This window comes from Segatella copri (genome assembly GCF_019249655.2).
Classification (GTDB): domain Bacteria; phylum Bacteroidota; class Bacteroidia; order Bacteroidales; family Bacteroidaceae; genus Prevotella.
Genome location: NZ_CP137557.1, coordinates 1,496,978 through 1,516,363 on the forward strand (window position 1 = coordinate 1,496,978; position 19,386 = coordinate 1,516,363).

General features: G+C 46.3%; 17 protein-coding genes. 8 read left to right on the forward strand and 9 right to left on the reverse strand.

What is annotated here, in order from left to right; all coding sequences use genetic code 11:
• Positions 1–3 precede the first annotated feature (3 nt).
• From KUA49_RS05730 to KUA49_RS05760, 7 genes are all read left to right on the forward strand, one after another.
• The gene (locus tag KUA49_RS05730; protein WP_218413010.1) at positions 4–594 is read left to right on the forward strand and encodes a DUF4112 domain-containing protein; all 591 of its coding nucleotides are present in this window, start codon (positions 4–6) and stop codon (positions 592–594) included.
• A gap of 3 nt (positions 595–597) precedes the next feature.
• Positions 598–1,254 carry a hypothetical protein gene (locus KUA49_RS05735; protein ID WP_218413009.1) on the forward strand — a complete coding sequence of 219 codons (657 nt, stop codon included), beginning with the start codon at positions 598–600 and terminating at the stop codon, positions 1,252–1,254.
• Between the two features lie 140 nt (positions 1,255–1,394).
• On the forward strand, positions 1,395–2,162 hold the full coding sequence (locus KUA49_RS05740; RefSeq protein WP_218413008.1) for a hypothetical protein: 768 nt from the start codon (positions 1,395–1,397) through the stop codon (positions 2,160–2,162).
• On the forward strand, positions 2,125–2,937 hold the full coding sequence (locus KUA49_RS05745; RefSeq protein WP_218413007.1) for a hypothetical protein: 813 nt from the start codon (positions 2,125–2,127) through the stop codon (positions 2,935–2,937). Before KUA49_RS05740 ends, KUA49_RS05745 begins: the two co-directional genes overlap by 38 nt.
• Positions 2,909–3,802 (forward strand): hypothetical protein, encoded by an 894-nt coding sequence (locus KUA49_RS05750; RefSeq protein WP_218413006.1) that lies wholly within the window; start codon positions 2,909–2,911, stop codon positions 3,800–3,802. The genes KUA49_RS05745 and KUA49_RS05750 overlap by 29 nt, the downstream gene beginning before the upstream one ends.
• A gap of 60 nt (positions 3,803–3,862) precedes the next feature.
• A complete protein-coding gene (locus KUA49_RS05755; protein WP_022120469.1) occupies positions 3,863–4,336 on the forward strand; it encodes a DIP1984 family protein in 474 nt (157 codons plus the stop codon).
• Positions 4,337–4,634: 298 nt separating this feature from the next.
• Positions 4,635–5,645: a helix-turn-helix transcriptional regulator gene (locus KUA49_RS05760; protein WP_218413005.1), complete on the forward strand. Its 1,011-nt coding sequence runs from the start codon at positions 4,635–4,637 to the stop codon at positions 5,643–5,645.
• Between the two features lie 620 nt (positions 5,646–6,265).
• Here the strand turns inward: KUA49_RS05760 and KUA49_RS05765 are convergent.
• The 5 genes from KUA49_RS05765 to alaS all read right to left on the reverse strand — a co-directional run bounded on the left by KUA49_RS05765 (position 6,266) and on the right by alaS (position 13,145).
• A complete protein-coding gene (locus tag KUA49_RS05765) occupies positions 6,266–6,484 on the reverse strand; it encodes a hypothetical protein (protein ID WP_218413004.1) in 219 nt (72 codons plus the stop codon).
• Positions 6,485–6,651: 167 nt separating this feature from the next.
• Positions 6,652–8,355, reverse strand: coding sequence for an ISL3 family transposase (locus tag KUA49_RS05770; protein WP_318331677.1), 1,704 nt, complete (start codon positions 8,353–8,355; stop codon positions 6,652–6,654).
• Between the two features lie 147 nt (positions 8,356–8,502).
• Positions 8,503–9,015, reverse strand: coding sequence for a gamma carbonic anhydrase family protein (locus KUA49_RS05775; RefSeq protein ID WP_218412526.1), 513 nt, complete (start codon positions 9,013–9,015; stop codon positions 8,503–8,505).
• A 60-nt stretch (positions 9,016–9,075) separates the two neighbouring features.
• A complete protein-coding gene (locus KUA49_RS05780; RefSeq protein WP_218412525.1) occupies positions 9,076–10,200 on the reverse strand; it encodes an AAA family ATPase in 1,125 nt (374 codons plus the stop codon).
• A gap of 281 nt (positions 10,201–10,481) precedes the next feature.
• Positions 10,482–13,145 (reverse strand): alanine--tRNA ligase, encoded by a 2,664-nt coding sequence (gene alaS / locus KUA49_RS05785; protein WP_218412524.1) that lies wholly within the window; start codon positions 13,143–13,145, stop codon positions 10,482–10,484.
• 178 nt (positions 13,146–13,323) lie between these two features.
• Here alaS and KUA49_RS05790 point away from each other — a divergent pair, with 178 nt between their 5' ends.
• Positions 13,324–13,671, forward strand: a complete 348-nt coding sequence (locus KUA49_RS05790) for a MerR family transcriptional regulator (protein WP_203041451.1) — start codon at positions 13,324–13,326, stop codon at positions 13,669–13,671.
• A 12-nt stretch (positions 13,672–13,683) separates the two neighbouring features.
• Here the strand turns inward: KUA49_RS05790 and KUA49_RS05795 are convergent, their stop codons facing one another.
• From KUA49_RS05795 to KUA49_RS05810, 4 genes are all read right to left on the reverse strand, one after another.
• Positions 13,684–14,673, reverse strand: a complete 990-nt coding sequence (locus tag KUA49_RS05795) for a pectinesterase family protein (protein WP_218412523.1) — start codon at positions 14,671–14,673, stop codon at positions 13,684–13,686.
• A gap of 128 nt (positions 14,674–14,801) precedes the next feature.
• Complete coding sequence (locus KUA49_RS05800; RefSeq protein WP_218412522.1) at positions 14,802–17,084, reverse strand: RelA/SpoT family protein; 2,283 nt, start codon at positions 17,082–17,084, stop codon at positions 14,802–14,804.
• A gap of 103 nt (positions 17,085–17,187) precedes the next feature.
• Complete coding sequence (locus KUA49_RS05805) at positions 17,188–18,579, reverse strand: lytic transglycosylase domain-containing protein (protein ID WP_218412521.1); 1,392 nt, start codon at positions 18,577–18,579, stop codon at positions 17,188–17,190.
• A 62-nt stretch (positions 18,580–18,641) separates the two neighbouring features.
• On the reverse strand, positions 18,642–19,361 hold the full coding sequence (locus tag KUA49_RS05810) for a DUF5683 domain-containing protein (protein WP_218412531.1): 720 nt from the start codon (positions 19,359–19,361) through the stop codon (positions 18,642–18,644).
• Positions 19,362–19,386 lie beyond the last annotated feature (25 nt).

Genomic DNA, 19,386 nt, shown 5'->3' on the forward strand with positions numbered 1-19,386 from the left:
CGTATGGAAAATTCAAGAAGACAGCAAGCCCAGGCTGATTTGGGCATGGATTTCGCAAAAGAAGATCAAAAGCGAGAGGCGGCTCTTGCCAAAGAACAGGCGAGGGCTGATAAAAAAGCTGCTAAGCGTGAGAAGATGATGAACATGCCATCTTATCGTCTGATGGTAGGTACGGCGAAGTATATGGACAAGTGGTTCTTGGATCCTATCCTTGGCTTCATCCTTCCTGTCGGTATCGGTGATGCTTTGACGAGCGTGTTTGCATTCCCATTCATCTATTACAGTCTTTGCGTGGTTAAGTCTATTCCGCTGACTTTGGCTGTCATCTATAATATCTTGATGGATGTGCTGATTGGTGCCATACCTTTCTATATAGGTGATGTGCTGGATGTATTCAAGCGTTCGTATGTAGAGAACCTGAGATTGATTACTGGCTATATCGAGGATGATAAGGAGATTATCAACAAGGTGAACAAGAAGGCATTCTGGACGGCTGTGTTCATTGTCGTGCTTTGCTGGTTGATTTATGTGGTGATTTCGTGGGCCATTCGCTTGGGAACCATGGCTTATGATTGGATAGTTTCATTATTTTAAAATATGAATAGCAACATTTTCTTTCAACCCTTCGTTGGCAAGGATTATGCCAACGGGGGGATATTCGGCAAGCGAATCATGATATTGGGCGAGAGTCATTATTGTGATGAGGAATGTGTGGATTGTGGTGATTGTCGTCTGCATCGTGAGTGTATGAACTTTACGCAGCAGGTGCTTGATGATTATCTCAATGATAATAAGGAACGGCAGAACTGGATGCGGACTTTCCTGAAGTTTGAGCGTTCGTTAGTGGGAGAGGAGACAAATCAGGCGATGAGGCTGAAGATTTGGAACTCGGTCATCTTCTTCAACTATCTGCAAGTGGCGATGGGTGGCCCTCGCGAGGCTGGCACTGCCGAGCAATATCGCCAGGCTGGCAAGGCTTTCTTCGAGGTCATCGAAAAGTATCAGCCTAAGTACATCATCGTATGGGGCAAGAGGCTTTGGAATAATTTGCCTGGCGGTCACTGGCGCCAAGAGCAAGTTTCTGATGTTCACTGGGTGGATTGCAATGACATCGAAGTGGAAGGCACTTGGGTGCCTAATGGATTCTACATGATGCCTGGTGGCAAGCATGTTAAGGTTCTTGTGGTGAATCATCCTTCTGTAGGCTACTCCTGGGACTATTGGTACAAGGTGATACAAAGATTTTTGAGATAATTTTCTCGCTTGTGCCACGATTTGACACATCTAACCTGTAATTTTGCATAAGATAAGCTGCACTCGGCAATTTGAAAGCAAGCTTTCATTGCGCTCGTTTGCATTATCTTTGCCGTCGTAAACATTAAAAACAAGGAATTATGGCACAGATTACAATCAATATCCAGACGTTGGACTGGACAATGGGGGAAACCGTAGGCTTGCACTTGATGCTGAAGAAAGACAGCAAGGCAAGAATTGCTTGGGGCGATGGAAAGGTACAGGTCGTGACAGGCAAACAGAAACCTGCTTCCGAAAAGTTGGCTTGGGTGGAGGCAGGTCATTCCTATCCTGAGAAGGGCATGTACTACACCATTACCATCTGTTCGGAAGAGGAGGATGCCATTATCGGATTTGATGGATGTGGCATGTTCGAGGTGAAAACCTTGGATGTGATTCTCACGGAATGTCCTAACTTGCGTATCTTGGGCTATTCTGGGTATGGCGAGGAGAAACTCGACGTGAGCAAGAATCCTTTGCTGGAGTTCATCGACTTCCACGAGATAAGAAACGAGAAGTTGGATTTCTCTGCCAATCCACTCTTGGAGGAGTTGCATATTGATGGAGCCAAAGATTTGGTGTCTTTGAATTTGAGCAAGAACGACAAGTTGCGTCGCTTGGACATCTTCATGTGTCACAATCTTCAGCATCTCGCCCTGAGCAATCAGTCGCAACTGAATGAGGTGGATTTCGCTCTCACTCATCTCCGTCCCAAGGACTTGGAGTATTTGGAGAAGACGTTGAAGCGAAACTCTCCCTACAAGATACGGGGAGGAAGCTTTGGCGATGATAAGATAATAGAAGTTAGTAATGGTGAAATCGTAGGTGAAGATGAAGGAAAATTGGATTCAACTTATCGATACAATTGAGAAAGATCCGTTTGAAACGGAGGCTTTCTTCGCTTTGATGGAGTATGTGGGCGAAGCGTCGGATGATGACAAGCGCAGAGTTGTACAAGAAGTAGAGCGTCGCATCAAGATGATTGCCCGTTATGATGCGGACAAGAGTTTCAGTTTCCGTAAGTTCAGTGAACAGGAGCGGGAGGTGCTTGATTCCCTTTGGAGTACTCGGGTAAAGATTCTCAATGTGATGATGTTAAATCCTACAGAGGAAGAAATCGAGCGTTTGGGACATCAGAACGATAAACTTCATGAACTGTCGAAGGATGCCTTTGCGCAAGGTCGCAACCTCTGGAAGTCTTTGTTGCACTCACCGAGCTTGATGGCAAATGAGGATTATTATGATGTGGAGGAGCACGTTGATTTCAGTTGGAATGATGAGGATTCCGTCCTCAAGATGGATAATGATGACTATTATGGCTCAGACTTCGAGTATATGCTCCATTTTCATTGCAATTTTAGGGATAGTGGGCGGTATTATGTGGGTGAACCTTTGGTGGCGGATGATGGCACGTCGTGGAATCTTGATTATCTGGATAATCCTGCCTTTGGCAAGTTTTGCATCTGCCATCTCCTTCACTCGCTCCATAGTCATGAGCATTACTCTTTGCCTGACATCCTCCGTATGGATGATTTTTGGACGGATGTCAGCTTGAGATATGAGCGAGAGGTGTATCAATGGAAAAAAGGAAACGTAATCTTTAAAGAGGAAGTAAATGGAAAAGGAATGGAAAAAACTGATTGATGAAGTTGAGAACAACCGTAGCTATAGTTCGGAGCCTCACTGCAATTTCGTTGATTTTCTAAGAGAAAAGTCAACGATAGAGGACAAGCGTGCCATCATACAAGATGTGGAACGTCGTATCAAGAAGGTGGTGAATCGTGAGGATAATAATCCAGGTTGGTTCTTCCGTAACTTCACTGATACGGAGCGGGATTTGCTGGACGATTTGCTTGGGCTTCGTGAGGTGACGCTCGATGAGATGATGCTTCATCCTACTGCTGCCGAGGTGGAACGATTGAGCCAGTTGAACGACAAACTCTACAAGCTCACCTTGGAGTGTTTTGAGCAGTGCCGTAACCTTTGGCTTATGCTCTACCGTTCGCCATACAAGGTGGATGACCGTTTCTGCTACGACTTGGACAGTACGCTTCGATTCGAGTATGCTGACAAAGACTCGGTCTTGCATCTGGAGAATGATGACTATTACGGTTCCGACTTCGACTATATGATTCATCTGACAGATGAGTTGCTCAGTACAGGACATTGCAAGATGGATACCATCGTGAATGGTGCGTCTGCCAACTTTTTCGGCAACGAAGAGGATACGTTGAGAGAGTTGACTGATACGCTCGACGATGGCACGTCGTGGGCGGAAGGCTATCTGCACAACAAGGCGTACGACCATTTGTGTATCTGTTATGCGATGCATGCCTTGCATACTCATGAGCCTTGGTGCCTGCCAGACATTCTTCGTATGGATGATTTCACTATTAATGTGAAATTGAATTATGAGCGCAGCGTGTCAGAGCAGCGAGATATTCATTATCCTGATGTAAACGAGAATGACCCTCATTGGCCTGAGGGTGTACCTTGTTTGGAAAGGTGAAAAATAATTTGTGATGCAATAAAAATAAAATTAGAACGTCATATATAAAAATAGAAGATTATGAAGTTAGCAGAAGCATTGAGCATCAGAGCCGATTTGCAGAAGAAAGTGGCTCAACTGAAAGAACGTATCAAGGAGAGCGCCAAGGTGCAGGAAGGTGATGAACCTTGCGATAACGTGGAGGAACTGTACAAGGAACTGGATGAAGCACTCGTCCAGTTGGAAGACTTGATTTATCGCATCAACATCACCAACGTTCAGATAGTTCAGGACGGAGACTCCTTGACTCGATTGATAGCCAAGAGAGACGTCTTGTCGATGCGTGTCAAGGCATTGAAAGAGGTGGTGAACTACGTAGCTGCCAACGATACTCGCTTTGGCAGAAACGAACTGAAATATGTTAGAACCATAGATATAAAGGCTCTTCGCAAGGAGGCTGATACCTATGCCAAGCAGTATCGGGAGCTCGACCTGAAAATTCAGAGTTTGAACTGGACTGTAGATTTGGTAGATTTGCAAGACTTGCCCCGATAATGGAGCGAGGATTGAAATTTTCATTGAGTAGATTAAAATTTTCGGAGAAAAGATAGAGGCAGCAAGAGGCTGACATCAGGCAATAGGTCTGTGTTAGCATTATTAAAAATTCATGTGTTTCATGCAAAGAGACGAGTTTGTTCACAGTTCATTTCAAGCATCGGGCACAAGTGTATCGCGCATTGGTATATGACAAAAGTCAGAAATGCCAGCATTTAGCATTACCATTTTGTTGGCTATCTTTTCTCCTTTTCTTTTTAGGCATTTCTTGTAAATATTCATTAGATGTTTAGAGATTATGGACAATCGTGTAAAATTCTATAGTTGGCTGATAGGCCTCTTGGATCGTAAGCATCTTACCTTTGAGGAGATTGCTAATGAGTGGCGTGATGCCAACGCTAATCAGGATGAGGATGAGCTGGACAAACGTACCTTTCATCGTTATCGTGAAAATATCCAGTCGCAGTTTGGCATTACTGTGGAATGCGACAAGAGCGACGGCTATCGGTATTATCTGAAGCGTGATCCGATCGCTAATGATGATGTGACGGAATGGATGCTGAGTTCCCTGCGGCTGGCTTCGTTAGGTGATATGCTGAAGTTTCACAATAAAGTGATGCTCGATACACCGCCATATAACACGGAATATCTGGATGATATTCTTGCAGCGATAGATAAGCAATATCTGCTGAAGTTTAAGTATGTTTCGGGGTTCGGAGCAGAGAGCGATATCGTGTTACAACCGGCTTTCGTGAGATACTTCAAACAACGGTGGTACGTTGTGGGAGTGAAAGTGAAGAGTGAAGAACGAAGAGTGAAGAATTCAAGTGCTGAGGTTGATGGAGATGCTGATTTGAATGCTGAGGTTGATGTGAGAAAACTCGTTCGTTGTCTTCCTTTCGACCGCATCAGTTTCCTGAAGCTTATTTGCGAGAAGCATCCGTTGTCGGCAAAGATGAAGAAGTTTCTGACTCCAGAGAATTATTATGAAGATTGCTTTGGTATCTATCGGATGGAAGATGTGCCCGTGGAAAAAATCCGCATCCGTGCCTTCTATCCGGAATACAATTACATCGAGGAGGTTCCGCTGCACGAAAGTCAGCAGAAAGTAAAGGAGTCGAAAGATGGAATGTATAGGGAATATACCCTCACCATTCGTCCCAGCCGTGATTTCCTTCAGGAACTGTTGTGGCATGGCAGAAATATCATCGTACTGAAGCCTGAGAGCTTGAGGCAGGAGATGATTGGTATCTTAAAGGATATGACGAAGAGTTATGAGACGGGCGAATGTCTGAATGGGGAGGAATAAAAGAATCCTCAGATTGGGAATACACTGTGAGCTCAATCTGAGGATTTATCTCTATGTAAAGAGTTGAATCGATTTCAACCCATTAGCGTTCTTGTAATCTTCTACGTCTGTTTGTGTGTTGGACGATAATAATTTATCGTATGAAAAAAGTCCTTTCACAAAAGTCTTTTTATATCAGAGAAACAGAGAGTTAAGTGTGAAAGGACTTTTCCTGGATGATGCCAGCCTCCTGCTGTTTCGATGGCAATGGGGGCGGTAAACTATGATGATAGGTTAAATATGCCTATAGAAGAAGGCGAAAAGATACTCTCTTCGTATCGTTTGATCCGGGTCGTCCATATAGCTGACTCAGGTCATCTATATGGATGACTGGAGTGATTTATATGGATGACGGTAGTCAACCAATGGAAGGAAAGTGTATTTCCTCCTTCTATTCCACATTCCTTCTCCCTTTGGCAATGGTTCTTTCTCCCCATTGAATCTGCTCCATCATTCTCTGTTTTTGGTTCCATCTCTTACTGCTGTTACAGGCGGTGTGAAGCTATATTGATAAAAATGTCTTCATACTTAAGTATATGTATATCAGGATGTTGAAGGTGTTGTGAAAGGAGAAATTATTATCATGACAAATAAGGAATATTGGTGAGGAGAGGAGTCATGGTTTTCTCCTTATCTATAAAGATGATATTGTTGCAGTCATCTGCCTTCTTACGGTCACGAATCATTTTCATCATGCAGCTTTTACCTACACGACGTTGACCTACTAATACGATGATAGTCTCCTTACCAAGATACCTTTCTATCTTGTCGATATATGATTGACGAATAATAGTTGCCATATTTTTATCACTTATAAATGAAATTTTCTGCAAATATACGATTTTTATCTTTTATAATGGATGAAAATTCTAAATATTTTGCTTTTATCTTCTATAAAAGATAAAAAATGGCGTTTTATTCTCATTTTATGATAATCATAAAGGGTTCTTCTCAAATTTTGGTACATTTATGTATCTAAGTTTGAGGAGACCTTTATCTGCAAAAGAGAAATCGATGCTCTTCCACCCATAATTCGCTTTGCGGTCTTTATCTTGTTGACCGAACCTTCAAGGATTCCATTGTTCAATTTGCTAGCAATAGAATTATTGATGGCGGAATAGTCCTTAATCAGTCCTTTGGCAAACTTTTCCATTTTCTCATTACCACATCCTATGACCATGTTAATCCATTTGTACAAGTTCATTTTGACCTCTCCGCTCAAAATGCCTTGAAATGTTGTTATATAATAGGCTAAATCGGTAATATGCAAGTCCTGCAGAAACAATCTGACTGTATCAGTCTTGGTTTTCCAGTTGAAGTGAACTATTGAATTCCAAAGGTCATACTCTTCGCTCCTGATAGTTGCCTTTGCAAGAAATGCCTTGTAGGCATCATCGTATGCCTTCCAGTCTTCCTTCCATTTTTCTCTCAGTAGAAAAAGAAGTCTTTTCAGTATTTCTTTCTTCTCTGTAGAATGTAACCCCTTGGTAACCACAGAGTAATCCAATGACTTTTTACAGAGAATCCTGTTTGTAATAGATTCTATGGCTTTGTAAGCCCTTAGTTGCGTTGGGTTGAGCAAGTCCTCATATTTGGTGTTCCTTAGCTTTCCCATCTTAAATCCATCAAACCCTGTTTTGTCATGGATTTCACTCAAAGTCAGTCCTTGCCTTGCATAAAGATCCATGAAAGTGTTCCATTCAGCCATTTTCTTGATTCTTCTTTTATCCTTGCACATCGATTCCAAGACTGCATATATGCTGGTATAAAGCCAACCTCTACTTATTTGTGGCTTAATGGGACCAACTAGACCTTGAGTCAGCAACTCCATTCTCTTATGCAAAAACTCCTGCAGAATCTTTGGAAAGACTGCGCTCGTCAAGTCTTCAATGACATGGAATTTGTCTGTGATAGCATGTGCTGATGGGGCTCCTTGCTTGATAGCCTTAATGAAGCATCGTCCCCTATCACGAGTGATAGTATCGACTTTCTTGTATTGTTTCAAGACATTTGCCACAATCGAAGAATCTCTAGAGTCTATCAGTTCCAAAATCTCGCCTGTGTCATGGTCTACGATAACACTGCCATAGGTATGTCCCTTTCTCTTGGCAAAGTCATCTATGCCTATATTCCTGGCAGTCCTGTCTGGAAGTCTTTGGATCTTTTTCAAATGATTTATGCAAGTATTTGGACAGCAGGTGATTCCCATCTTTCTCATGACCTTGGAGGTCGACACAGATGACATATGTATATGAAGCTGGTTCATCAACTCTATGCATCTTACACTGAATCTTGCATATTTGTTTAGCCACTTCGTCTGTTGCTCTACAAATATATGTTTATCAGACTGGCAGTAAAAACGGCGCATGTAAAGGGTGAGAACAAACCGTTTACACCCTAAAGGACACATCGTGACCGTTCTCTTTTGCCAGCCACGGGTATGAGTGGTTTTCTGGCCACAACGGTCGCAGAAGGCATGGGTAGCCGTACTCACGAGAACCATTTTGAGTTCCGTGGAAGAGAAGTCACAACTTGTGATAAAAAAGCCATCTATGGCAGGAAAAATGTCCATAAGAAGTTTTTCTCCGGCCATAGAAGCATTTATATCGGATTTTATTTGGTTGTTCCTTATCTTTTTTATAATTTTGCATCTGTTAGCGATTGTATCCATTGTAAGTCATATTTTATGATCACTTTAAACTTACATATTTTTGGAGACAATCGCTAATTTTTTATATTAAACTTTCTCAAAAATATTGCTCCTTCATATAAAAATTGGGGCTTTGTACTAAAATTTGAGAAGAACCTCATAAAGTGATTATTTATATTCCTTCAGATACCAGTCTTTGATGCACCCGGAATAATGCTTGGCAAACTCCTCGGCTTGTCCGGGAGCACAGGCTTTTACTTTCCTGGCTGGAATACCTGCCCATATTTCATGTGCAGGAACCTTGGTGCCATGGGTAACTACAGCACCTGCAGCAATGATGGCTCCTTCGCCAATGTCTGCCTTGTCAAGCACAGTGGCATTCATTCCGATGAGTGCCCCTTTCCTAACTCTCGCTCCGTGAACAATGGCACCATGTCCCACTGATACATCATCCTCCAGAATGCAAGGCATCGTACCGGTTTGATGGATGCATGCACAATCCTGCACATTCACTCTGTTTCCGCATCTGATGGCATCCACGTCAGAGCGCAATACCGCACTATACCAGATGCTACAGTCATCGCCAAGAATACAGTCACCTGTCAGTACGGCATTCTCAGCGATAAAACAATTCTTTCCCCATCGGGGAGTCTTTCCTTCTACTGTCTTTATAATAGCCATATTGAATATATATTTAAATTTGGGTGCAAAGGTAACAAAAAATATTGGAATCACCTTATACTATTTCAGATACTTCTTCAGCCACAAATCGAAGAACTTATCATATACTACGTAGGCATCATCCTGCTGGGTGATAAAATCCTTCTCCAGCAATCCTTTCAGGGCGGAATTTACAGAGCTTGGCGACGGGAGATGATATTTCTTGGCGAAGGCTCCGCTCTTTACGCTTCTGGCTTCGCCCTCTGCAGAGATGGCGATGAAGACATTGCGCTGCTTTTCCGGCATCTGGCGCAGAAGGGTCTCATAGGTGTCTGATGCCATGTTGAGATTGTAGTTGATGGCATCATCTACCATATCCAGAGTGCAGGTACCCTGCTCGGGAGTCTTGAGGAAGAGGACATTCATTACTCGCTGGATGTATGAGGTGACACCACCGAAACGGACGAAGAGTTCTCCGATAATGGCAGTATCCAGATGTTTGTTGCGCTCCTCGAACTTGGCTGTGGCAAACTCCTTGTATTTCTCCACATCCAGAGGCTTCAGGTTCATCAGCGTCACGCTCTGATAGAATGGGCGGGCAGGAGATGTGAACATCTCGGCCATCAGATGGCGATGAGAACCCGAGAAGATGAAGTGGGCATTGGTGCATCGCTGGATGTAGGTACGGAGCAATGCCTCTATGCGATTGTCGGCATAGTTGGTGATTTGCTGAAACTCGTCGATGGCAACAAGACATGGCTTGTCGGCTTGGTTGAGATAAGAGAATATCTCATCAAGCGTAATTTCCGGATTCACCATGTTGCCAATGCCTATTCCCCAAATTGGAGCCCCGTTGATATCGAAAGAGATTTCTGAACGGAGAGAAGAGAGCGCCATCAGAAATTTCTCCCAAGCGCTTCTGCCTTTAGAGCGAAGTGCGTCAATGATGGCTTTGCCGAACATATTGACCAGGTCTCTGACGGAATTGGTTGAATAGATGTCTATGATGAAAGTATAATAATCTTTTTGGATGACTGGCTGGGCAAAGCAATGGTGAATCAGCTCTGTCTTTCCGATACGTCGAGGGGAAATCAGAGCCATGTTATTCTCATTGATCAGCATCTCTGTGATGTGCTGGGTTTCTTCCACACGGTCGCAGAAGTATTCCGGACCGGCGTAACCATTTGTGACAAAAGGATTCTTCATTACCATATCTATACCTTATTATAAGTTCAACGTTTGCTGTTTCTTCTGCAAAGATACAACTTTTATTCCGATTATCATAAAGTGATTATCATAAAATGATAATGAAATAAGGAATTTTATCATTTGATGATTATCATAAATTGATAATTATGACATGGAGACTCCTCTAATGTCAATAGAAAAAGGGTTGCAATCCTCGAAAAGATGGATTACAACCCTTTATACCTTATTATATATAAGAGTTAAGATAACTCTATCATATATTCAAATGTGGAAGCTTATTACAGCTGAGCCAACTCTACAACCTTATCTACTGCAGCGCTCAAGCCGTCCTTGTTCTTACCGCCAGCCTGAGCATAGTGAGGCTGACCGCCACCGCCGCCCTGAATCAACTTGGCAGCTTCGCGAATCATCTTACCAGCGTTCAAGCCGTGATCCTTTACCATATCATCGCTGAACATCACGCTGAGCATAGGCTTGTCGTTATAAACAGAACCTACCACGCAAATCATGTTCTCAGGCAAAGCCTCGCGAACCTTGAATACCAAATCCTTGGCAGCTGCTGGCTCCATTGGCAATACGGCTGTAACAACCTTCACGCCGTTGATTTCTCTTGCATTCTCTACAAGCTTATCCTTGGCACGCTCCACAGCCTGAGCCTGGAACTTCTCAACATCCTTCTTCAGGGCATCGTGCTCGTCGATGTACTTTCTGATAACACCCTCGAGATCCTTGGCGTTGTTGAACAAGCCCTTCAAGGCTACGATGGTATCCTGCAAGCCGTAGATAGCCTCCTCGCATGCCTTGCCTGTCAAAGCCTCGATACGGCGGATGCCGGCTGCTACGCTGCTTTCAGAGATAATCTTGAAGAAACCAATCTTACCGGTGCTTTTGGCGTGAATACCACCACAGAACTCAGCAGATGGACCGAAGCGAACCACACGAACCTTGTCGCCATACTTCTCGCCGAAGAGGGCGATAGCGCCAAGTTCCTTAGCCTCCTCGATAGGAGTATCGCGGTGCTCATCCAGGGCGTAGTCGGCACGGATCATCTCGTTTACCATGTGCTCTACCTTGCGGAGCTCCTCATCTGTTACCTTCTGGAAGTGAGAGAAGTCGAAACGCAATGTATCCTTATCTACATAAGAACCCTTCTGCTCTACGTGCTCGCCCAAAACCTGCTTCAGGCAGTAGTCGAGCAAGTGGGTAGCTGTATGGTTGGCAGCGCTTCCCTCGCGGCTCTCGATATCAACGCAAGCCATGAAATCAGCGTTTACATCCTTTGGCAACTCCTTTACGATATGGATGCTCTGGTTGTTCTCGCGCTTGGTGTCGATAACCTGGATGGTCTCATCCTCGCTAACGAGTACACCCTTGTCGCCAACCTGTCCACCCATCTCACCATAGAATGGAGTGCTGTCGAGTACCAACTCATAGAAAGAGTTCTTCTTCTGAGTCACCTTGCGGTAGCGCAGGATGTGGCACTCATATTCTGTATAGTCGTAACCCACGAAGTTCTGGTCGCCTTCCTTCAAAACCTCCCAGTCGCCGTTCTCTACGGCAGCAGCATTGCGGGCACGCTCTTTCTGCTTCTTCATCTCCTCGTCGAAGCCTGCAGCATCTACTGTGTAACCATTCTCACGGCAGATGAGCTCTGTAAGGTCGAGAGGGAAACCGTATGTATCGAAGAGGCGGAATGCGCTTACGCCATCAAGCTGAGTCTCGCCATGAGCCTTGAGTTCGTCCATATCGCCATTGAGGAGGTTGATACCCTTCTCCAAGGTGCGGAGGAATGAATCCTCTTCCTCTTTCATCACGCGGGTGATGAGCTCCTGCTGAGCTGGCAACTCTGGGAAGGCTGCACCCATCTGCTCTACCAATACATTGACGAGCTTGTACATGAATGCCTGCTTCTGGCCGAGGAATGTGTAAGCGTAACGTACGGCACGGCGCAAGATGCGGCGGATTACGTAACCAGCCTTGGCATTGCTTGGCAGCTGACCGTCGGCGATAGAGAAGGCTACGGCACGGAGGTGGTCGGCACATACACGCATAGCGATGTCGATCTTCTCCTGCTCATCCTTACCCTCGCCATTCTCACCAGTAGGAGTAGTGAAGCCATACTTCTTGCCAGAGATAGCCTCGATTTCCTTGATGATTGGCTGGAAGATATCTGTATCATAGTTAGAGTGCTTGTCCTGCAACATGCGAACCAAGCGCTCGAAGCCCATACCTGTATCGATAACGTGCATTGGGAGAGGTTCGAGAGAACCGTCAGCCTTGCGGTTGTACTGCATGAACACGATGTTCCAGATTTCGATGACCTGTGGGTTATCCTTGTTTACCAACTCACGGCCTGGCACCTGAGCCTTCTCCTCTGGAGTACGTGAATCCACATGAATCTCTGAGCAAGGACCGCAAGGACCTGTATCGCCCATCTCCCAGAAGTTGTCGTGCTTGTTGCCATTGATGATGTGGTCGGCTGGCACGTGCTTAGCCCAGTAACCTGCTGCCTCGTTGTCGCGTTCCAGACCTTCCTCCTTGCAACCCTCGAATACGGTAACATAGAGGTCGGCAGGGTTGAGCTTCAAAACCTCAGTAAGATACTCCCATGCCATATCAATGGCACCCTCCTTAAAGTAGTCGCCGAAGCTCCAGTTACCGAGCATCTCGAACATGGTGTGGTGGTAAGTATCATGACCTACCTCTTCGAGGTCGTTGTGCTTACCGCTTACACGGAGACATTTCTGAGTATCAACACGACGAACATCCTTGCCTGGGTCTTTTGTACCGAGGATGATGTCTTTCCACTGGTTCATACCAGCGTTTGTAAACATCAGCGTTGGGTCATCCTTGATAACCATAGGTGCTGATGGAACAATTTTGTGGCCCTGACCTTCGAAGAATTTCTTGAAGGATTCGCGCACTTCATTAGCTGTCATCATATCTTTTTATATTTATCTTTTAATTTCAATTTCTCGTTTTAAGGAGGGGATTGGAAGTCCTCTCTTTGAATTATTTTTGCCCTTTAGGGCATTTTCTTCCGAAAATCTTTGCAAAGATAAGAAGAATTGTTTAATTTTGCAACTAAATTAATTATTTTTGAATTTAAAGTTAGGAAAAATGGCATTAAATACAGATAAAAACGTAAAATTGTACTATTCTATCAAGGAAGTATCTGAGGAAGTGGGCGTAAGTGAGTCTACGCTCCGTTATTGGGAGAAGGAGTTTCCGTTCCTCCGTCCGAAGGTTTCTGCCAACAAGGTGCGCCAATATTCCGAGAAGGATATTGAGCAGGTGAAGCTCATCTACAACCTCATCAAGGTGAAGGGCTTCAAGATTGCTGCGGCACGTAAGTATCTGAATCAAAACAGAACGGGTGCCGAGAAGTCGTCTGACGTTCTCGACACCCTGATATCTGTGAGAGACCAGCTTAAGGAGCTCAAGAAGCAGCTCGATGGACTGGTTTAAAACAGGCTGGGTTTACCACGCTTCTTCGCCGAAAACCTCGGCGATAGTAACCTTGCCTGCCTCTTTCTTGCTCAGCTGATGGCTCCAGGCTACTCTGCCCTTGGTGGCGGCACCTGGACCATGGTTCTTGTACTCGCTATATTCTGCCGTTTCTTCGTTCTTAGGGTTGTTCCAGTTGTGCCAACCCTCAGGACGGATGTGGCTGCCCATCTCGCAATTCATGAAGAGTGTCTTGGCGAACGGACGCCAAGGACGGCCTAGATACACCTTCTTTACACCTTCGGCTGCAGTGAGTTTGCACTTGTTGAACACATAGCCGTATTTCTGACCGGCTGGGCTTGATGCGGCTGTAATGTAGCTGTCGGCCTTGCTGTGAATCTCGCAATTCTCAAACCATGCCAGGCTAGGACCGAAGATGAAATCGGTGGTTCCTTCGATGTAGCAGTCGTAGAAGGCGATGCGCGAGCCTGCTCTGCCTGTATATACGGTGTCCTGATTTCCCAGGAGTCGGCAGTTCTGCACCAGAATATGATCGCCTTCGATGTGGAGAGATACAGCCTGTCCCAGCTTGGCGGCATTGTTCTCGATGGTGATATTCTTCAGCGTGATATAATTGCCCTGCACTTTGAGGGTATAGGTTCGGAAGGTGCCCATCTTCTTGCCTTTGGCTGCTGCCTCGGAGTCAAGACCGCCGATAGGCATCAGGATGTTGGCGTGGTCATCCCAGGTGATGATAGTCTGGTCACGGTCTTCACCGCAGATGGTGATGTTGGTGAGCCAGGTTGGGATGATGAGCTTCTCCTTGTAAACTCCCTTCTTTACATAGATTACCTTGGTGTAGTCCATGAAGGCGCGGCACACTTCGATGGCTTCGTCGATGGTGCGGAATTCGCCTGTTCCGTCACGGGATACTACCAGGGTATCTGGGTTGTCATACTTGTTGGCAGCTGCTATAGGCAGCATCGTCAACATCATCATCATTGATAAGAAAATCTGTTTCATTTGTTTTAAAGATTGTAGTTTATATATAAGTTAGGAGTTAGAAGAACAAACTCCCAACTCCATACTTATATAATATCTGATAATATCTGATTGATAATTTCTAACTCAAAAATCTCCAGCCTTAGACATTACAGGATTCTCTGCACTTCCTGCAGATCCTCTATGGTTCTGAGCTTATCCATAATCACCTTCACTTCCTCACGGTCGTGAATACGCAGTTCGATGGTTCCGTCGAAGATACCGTTGTCGCTGCTGATGGTGAGCTTGTGGATGTTGATGCCCAGCTGGTCGCTGATAATCTTGCTCACGTCGAGGAGCATGCCCTTGCGGTCGATACCCTTGATTTCGATGGTTGCATCGAAGAGCATCTGCTTGTGCATATCCCACTTGGCATCCACGATGCGGTTGCCGTAGCTTGATTTCAGTTTGGCTGCAATGTTGCAGGAACGCTTGTGAATCTCGATACGGTTCTTATTGTCGATGAATCCCATGATGTCATCGCCTGGGATAGCGTGGCAACAGGATGGGAAGATAAACTGGTTGATGTTTTCCTCAGTAAGGATGAGTGGTTTCTTCTTATTGAAGTCCTTGCCCACCACGAAGAGTTCCTGAGGCTTTACGGTTCCCGCAGTTTCTTCCTTACTCTTGTTTCTGCCCAGGAATGGGATGAAATTACGCCAGCCTGCAGCTTGCTTTGGCTTCTTGTTCTTGCCCTGCAGCTCGTCGAGGTCTTTTTCGCCCAGTATCAGGCAATGCTCGCCGATAGACTGGAAGAAGGTTTCGTGCTTCTGGATGTTGTGGAAGTCGCAGAGCTTGTCCACGATGGAGTTGGTCATCTCCATGTTGTTCTTCTTGAGCCAGTCGGTAAGGATGGTCTCACCCTTCTTCTGAACTTCTCGTGAGTCGCGGCGCAATATTGCCATAATCTTGCTCTTTGCCTTGGCGGTGCTGACGAAGTTCACCCAGTCGGGTTGCACGTGCTGACTCTTGGAGGTGAGAATCTCTACCTGGTCGCCGCTGTTGAGCTTGTGGCTCAGAGGCACCAGCTTGTGGTTCACCTTGGCTCCGATGCAGTGGCTTCCCAGGAAGGTGTGTATCTGGAAGGCGAAGTCGAGTGCCGTACAGTTGGCTGGCATCGTCTTGATTTCACCCTTAGGTGTGAAGACGAAGATTTCTGATGCATAGAGGTTGAGCTTGATGGCATCGAGGAAGTCCATGGCGTCTGGTTGCGGGTCATCGAGGATTTCCTTGATGGTGCTGAGCCAGTCGTTCAGTTCGTTTTCGTCTTCCGTATATTCGCCGCCTTCCTTGTATTTCCAGTGGGCTGCGAATCCCTTCTCTGCCACCTCGTCCATGCGGTCGGAACGGATCTGCACTTCAATCCATCGTCCCTGCTTGCTCATCAGAGTTACGTGCAGGGCCTGATAGCCGTTTGCCTTCGGATGGTTGAGCCAGTCGCGCAGGCGGTCGGGGTGACTCTTGTATATCTGGCTGATTGCCACATACACATTGAAGCATTCGTTTACCTCGTTGGCGCGTACCTTCGGCGTTACGATGATGCGGACGGCGAGGATGTCGTAGATTTCTTCAAATGTTACGTGCTTGTTCTGCATCTTGTTCCAAATGGAATAAGGGCTCTTCACACGTGCCTTGAGCTTGTATTCTACGCCCAATTTGTCGAGCACTTCGCATATTGGGGCTGTAAACTGTGCGAAGAGCGTGTCACGCTGCGCCTCGGTATCAGCAAGCTTATGCTCTATGTTGGCGTATTCCTGCGGATGGTCGTAGCGAAAGCTGAGGTTCTCCAGCTCGGTCTTGATCTTGTTGAGACCGAGTCGGTTGGCGAGTGGTGCATAAATGTATAAGGTTTCGCCGGCAATCTTATACTGCTTGTTGGCAGGCTGTGATTCCAGCGTGCGCATGTTGTGCAGTCGGTCGCAGATTTTGATGAGAATCACTCGAATATCGTCGCTCATGGTGAGCAGGAGTTTCTTGAAATTCTCAGCCTGTGCCGAAGCCTTGTCTCCAAAGATTCCACCACTGATTTTGGTGAGTCCGTCAACGATTTGGGCAATCTTTTCGCCGAAGATATTGCTGATATCTTCTACGGTGTAGTCGGTATCTTCCACCACATCGTGCAGCAGGGCTGCACAGATGCTGGTAGAACCGAGTCCCATTTCCTCGCAGGCTATCTGAGCCACGGCGATAGGGTGCATGATATAGGGTTCGCCCGAAAGACGGCGCACTCCTTTGTGCGCCTGTCGGGCGAAGTTGAAGGCTTTGGTCACAATATCTACCTTTTTGCGATGTCGCGAGCTGAGGTAGGTGTCGAGCAAATGCTGAAAGGCATCGCCTATCAGTTTGTTGTCGGCTTGCTCTCTTTCTAGGTCTTTCAAGTTCTGGTCGTCCATAATCGTACCCTCCAGTTATATATTAATAATGTAAGAATAGTTATTTCTAATCTTAATAGTTATCTCTAATCCAATAAGAATGGTTATTCCTAATCTTATGTGATTACTTTACTTTCAGCTTCTTTCCGGCGCGAATGCTGTTGCCTGAAATCTTGTTGAGCTTGCGCAGTTTCTTCACGGTGGTTCCGTTGCGAGCTGCAATCTCCGACAGCGTATCACCTCTTCTGATGGTTACGCTCTTTTCGCCCTTGCTCTTGCTGTTTTTCTTACCCTTCTTTCCACGGCTGTTGCGGCTGCCCGACTTGCTGTTGCGGCTGCTGCGTGATGATGAAACGCTGCTGCGTGAACGACTGCTGCGTGAAGAACGGCTGTAGCTTGGCTCGTCATCGTTCACATCCACCACATCACGCTTCACGAGCAGTTCGTCGGCTCTGTAGTTGAAGATAGAATCTTCCTTGTCGATGAATGCTCCGATGAGCGAAACCGGAAGGCGTACAGGCATTGGCTTGTGGCTTCCGTTGATGATGTCGCGGCGATATTGCGGGTTCAGGTTGCGGAGATGCTCTACGTCGATGTTCAGCACCTTGGCTATCTGCTCAATATGTACGTCCTGGTTCACTTCCACGGTGTCCGTCTTCATTGGCAACTCGGTTACCATCGGACAGATGTTGTGGTCGCAATAATAGTTCATGATGTAGTTGGCTGCGATGAAGGCTGGCACGTATCCACGGGTCTCCTTTGGCAGGTATGGATAGATCTTCCAATAGTCTGTCTCGCCCTTGGCACGGTGGATAGCTTTGTTCACCTTGGCTGGTCCGCAGTTGTAGGCTGCGATGACGAGGTTCCAGTCGTCGTAGATCTTGTAGAGGTCGCGCAGATAGTGGGCTGCTGCATAGGATGCCTTCACTGGGTCGCGTCGCTCGTCGTAGAGGGTATTTACCTCCAGACCGTAGCGTTTTCCGGTGCTGAGCATAAACTGCCAGAGTCCGGTGGCTCCCACGCGGGATACTGCCTTAGGGTTGAGCGCCGACTCGATTACCGGCAGATATTTCAGCTCCAGTGGCAGGTTGTAGGCATCCAGTGCCTCTTCGAAGATAGGCATGTAGAAGTTGCTGGCGCCGAGCATGAAGCTTACTGATCGGCGGAGCTTGCCGCTGTAGCGGTCGATGAACTTCTGAACCACTTCGTTGTATGGCATTTCGATGATGGTAGGCAGTCGCTTCAAGCGGTCGATGTAAACCTGTGTTTCAAACACTGGGTTCACGTCGCGATACTTGCACGAGGTGTCGGCCATCATGTAAGTCTGAGTATTGTATAAGTGCAGTAGGCTATCCAGGTTGTCTTCCAAACCTACAGGCACTTCAAATTCTTCTGATTTACCGTCCTTGTCGGTCACGGTAATCACATCGTTATCTTCATCTGAATTGTCGTTTTGGGCTTGAATGCCCTGCCAGCTAAACAGCATCGCTGCTGCCAAAATGATGATTTTCTTCATTTATCCTAATTTCTTTTTTATCTGTTTGATTTTATTTAAACCTGATGTCTTGTCTTGTAATCTTAGAAAGTGAGGGAGCATTGCACTCCCAGGGTTCCCGAACGCAGCGGGTTGGCAGAGCGTCCGTTGTTGAGCACAGCCGGTTCCACTCTGAGGCTGAGGTCGTCGGAGATGTCGAATTCCGAGAGGGATGCGTCCACGTAGGCATCGATGACGGAGAAGGCGTAGATGCCTATCATCACGAAGGTTCCCATATCTCTCCAGCGGCGGAATTTGTCTTTACGCTTGCGGAATATCTCCTTGTAGCGTTCTATGTTCGAGGCATCGATGGTGGCTCCCAGGTGCAGAAACTGGTTGTAGCTCTGCGTGTTCGGGTCGTCGTCCATGATGTCGAGGTAGGCTTGCGAATAGTCGTGATACATCTGGTTGTTCCAGGTGATGGCGTAGGCGCAGCCCACGAAGCCTCCATATATAATAGGTAGCTTCCAGTATTTGCGATTGTAGATCTGTCCTGCACCCGGCAGTACCAGGGCGAGCCACATGGCTCTTTTAGCCTCAGGCTTCCAGGTGGTCCAGTCGCGTTTCTTCTTTTGCACAGGCTGCAACGATGTGTTGAGCTTGGCCAGATTCATGCTGTCCTGGCTGGTGATGGCAGAATCCACCGAGAGCTTGGCCTCCTGGGTAGCCAGCCGGGCTGAGTCGGAGGCTGCGAAGGCAGGTACGGCCACTTCGGCCTTCGCCTTCTGCTTCTGTGCGGAAGCATTGAGCGAGGCTGCCAGCATGAGAGCCGAGATGCAGATATGTGAT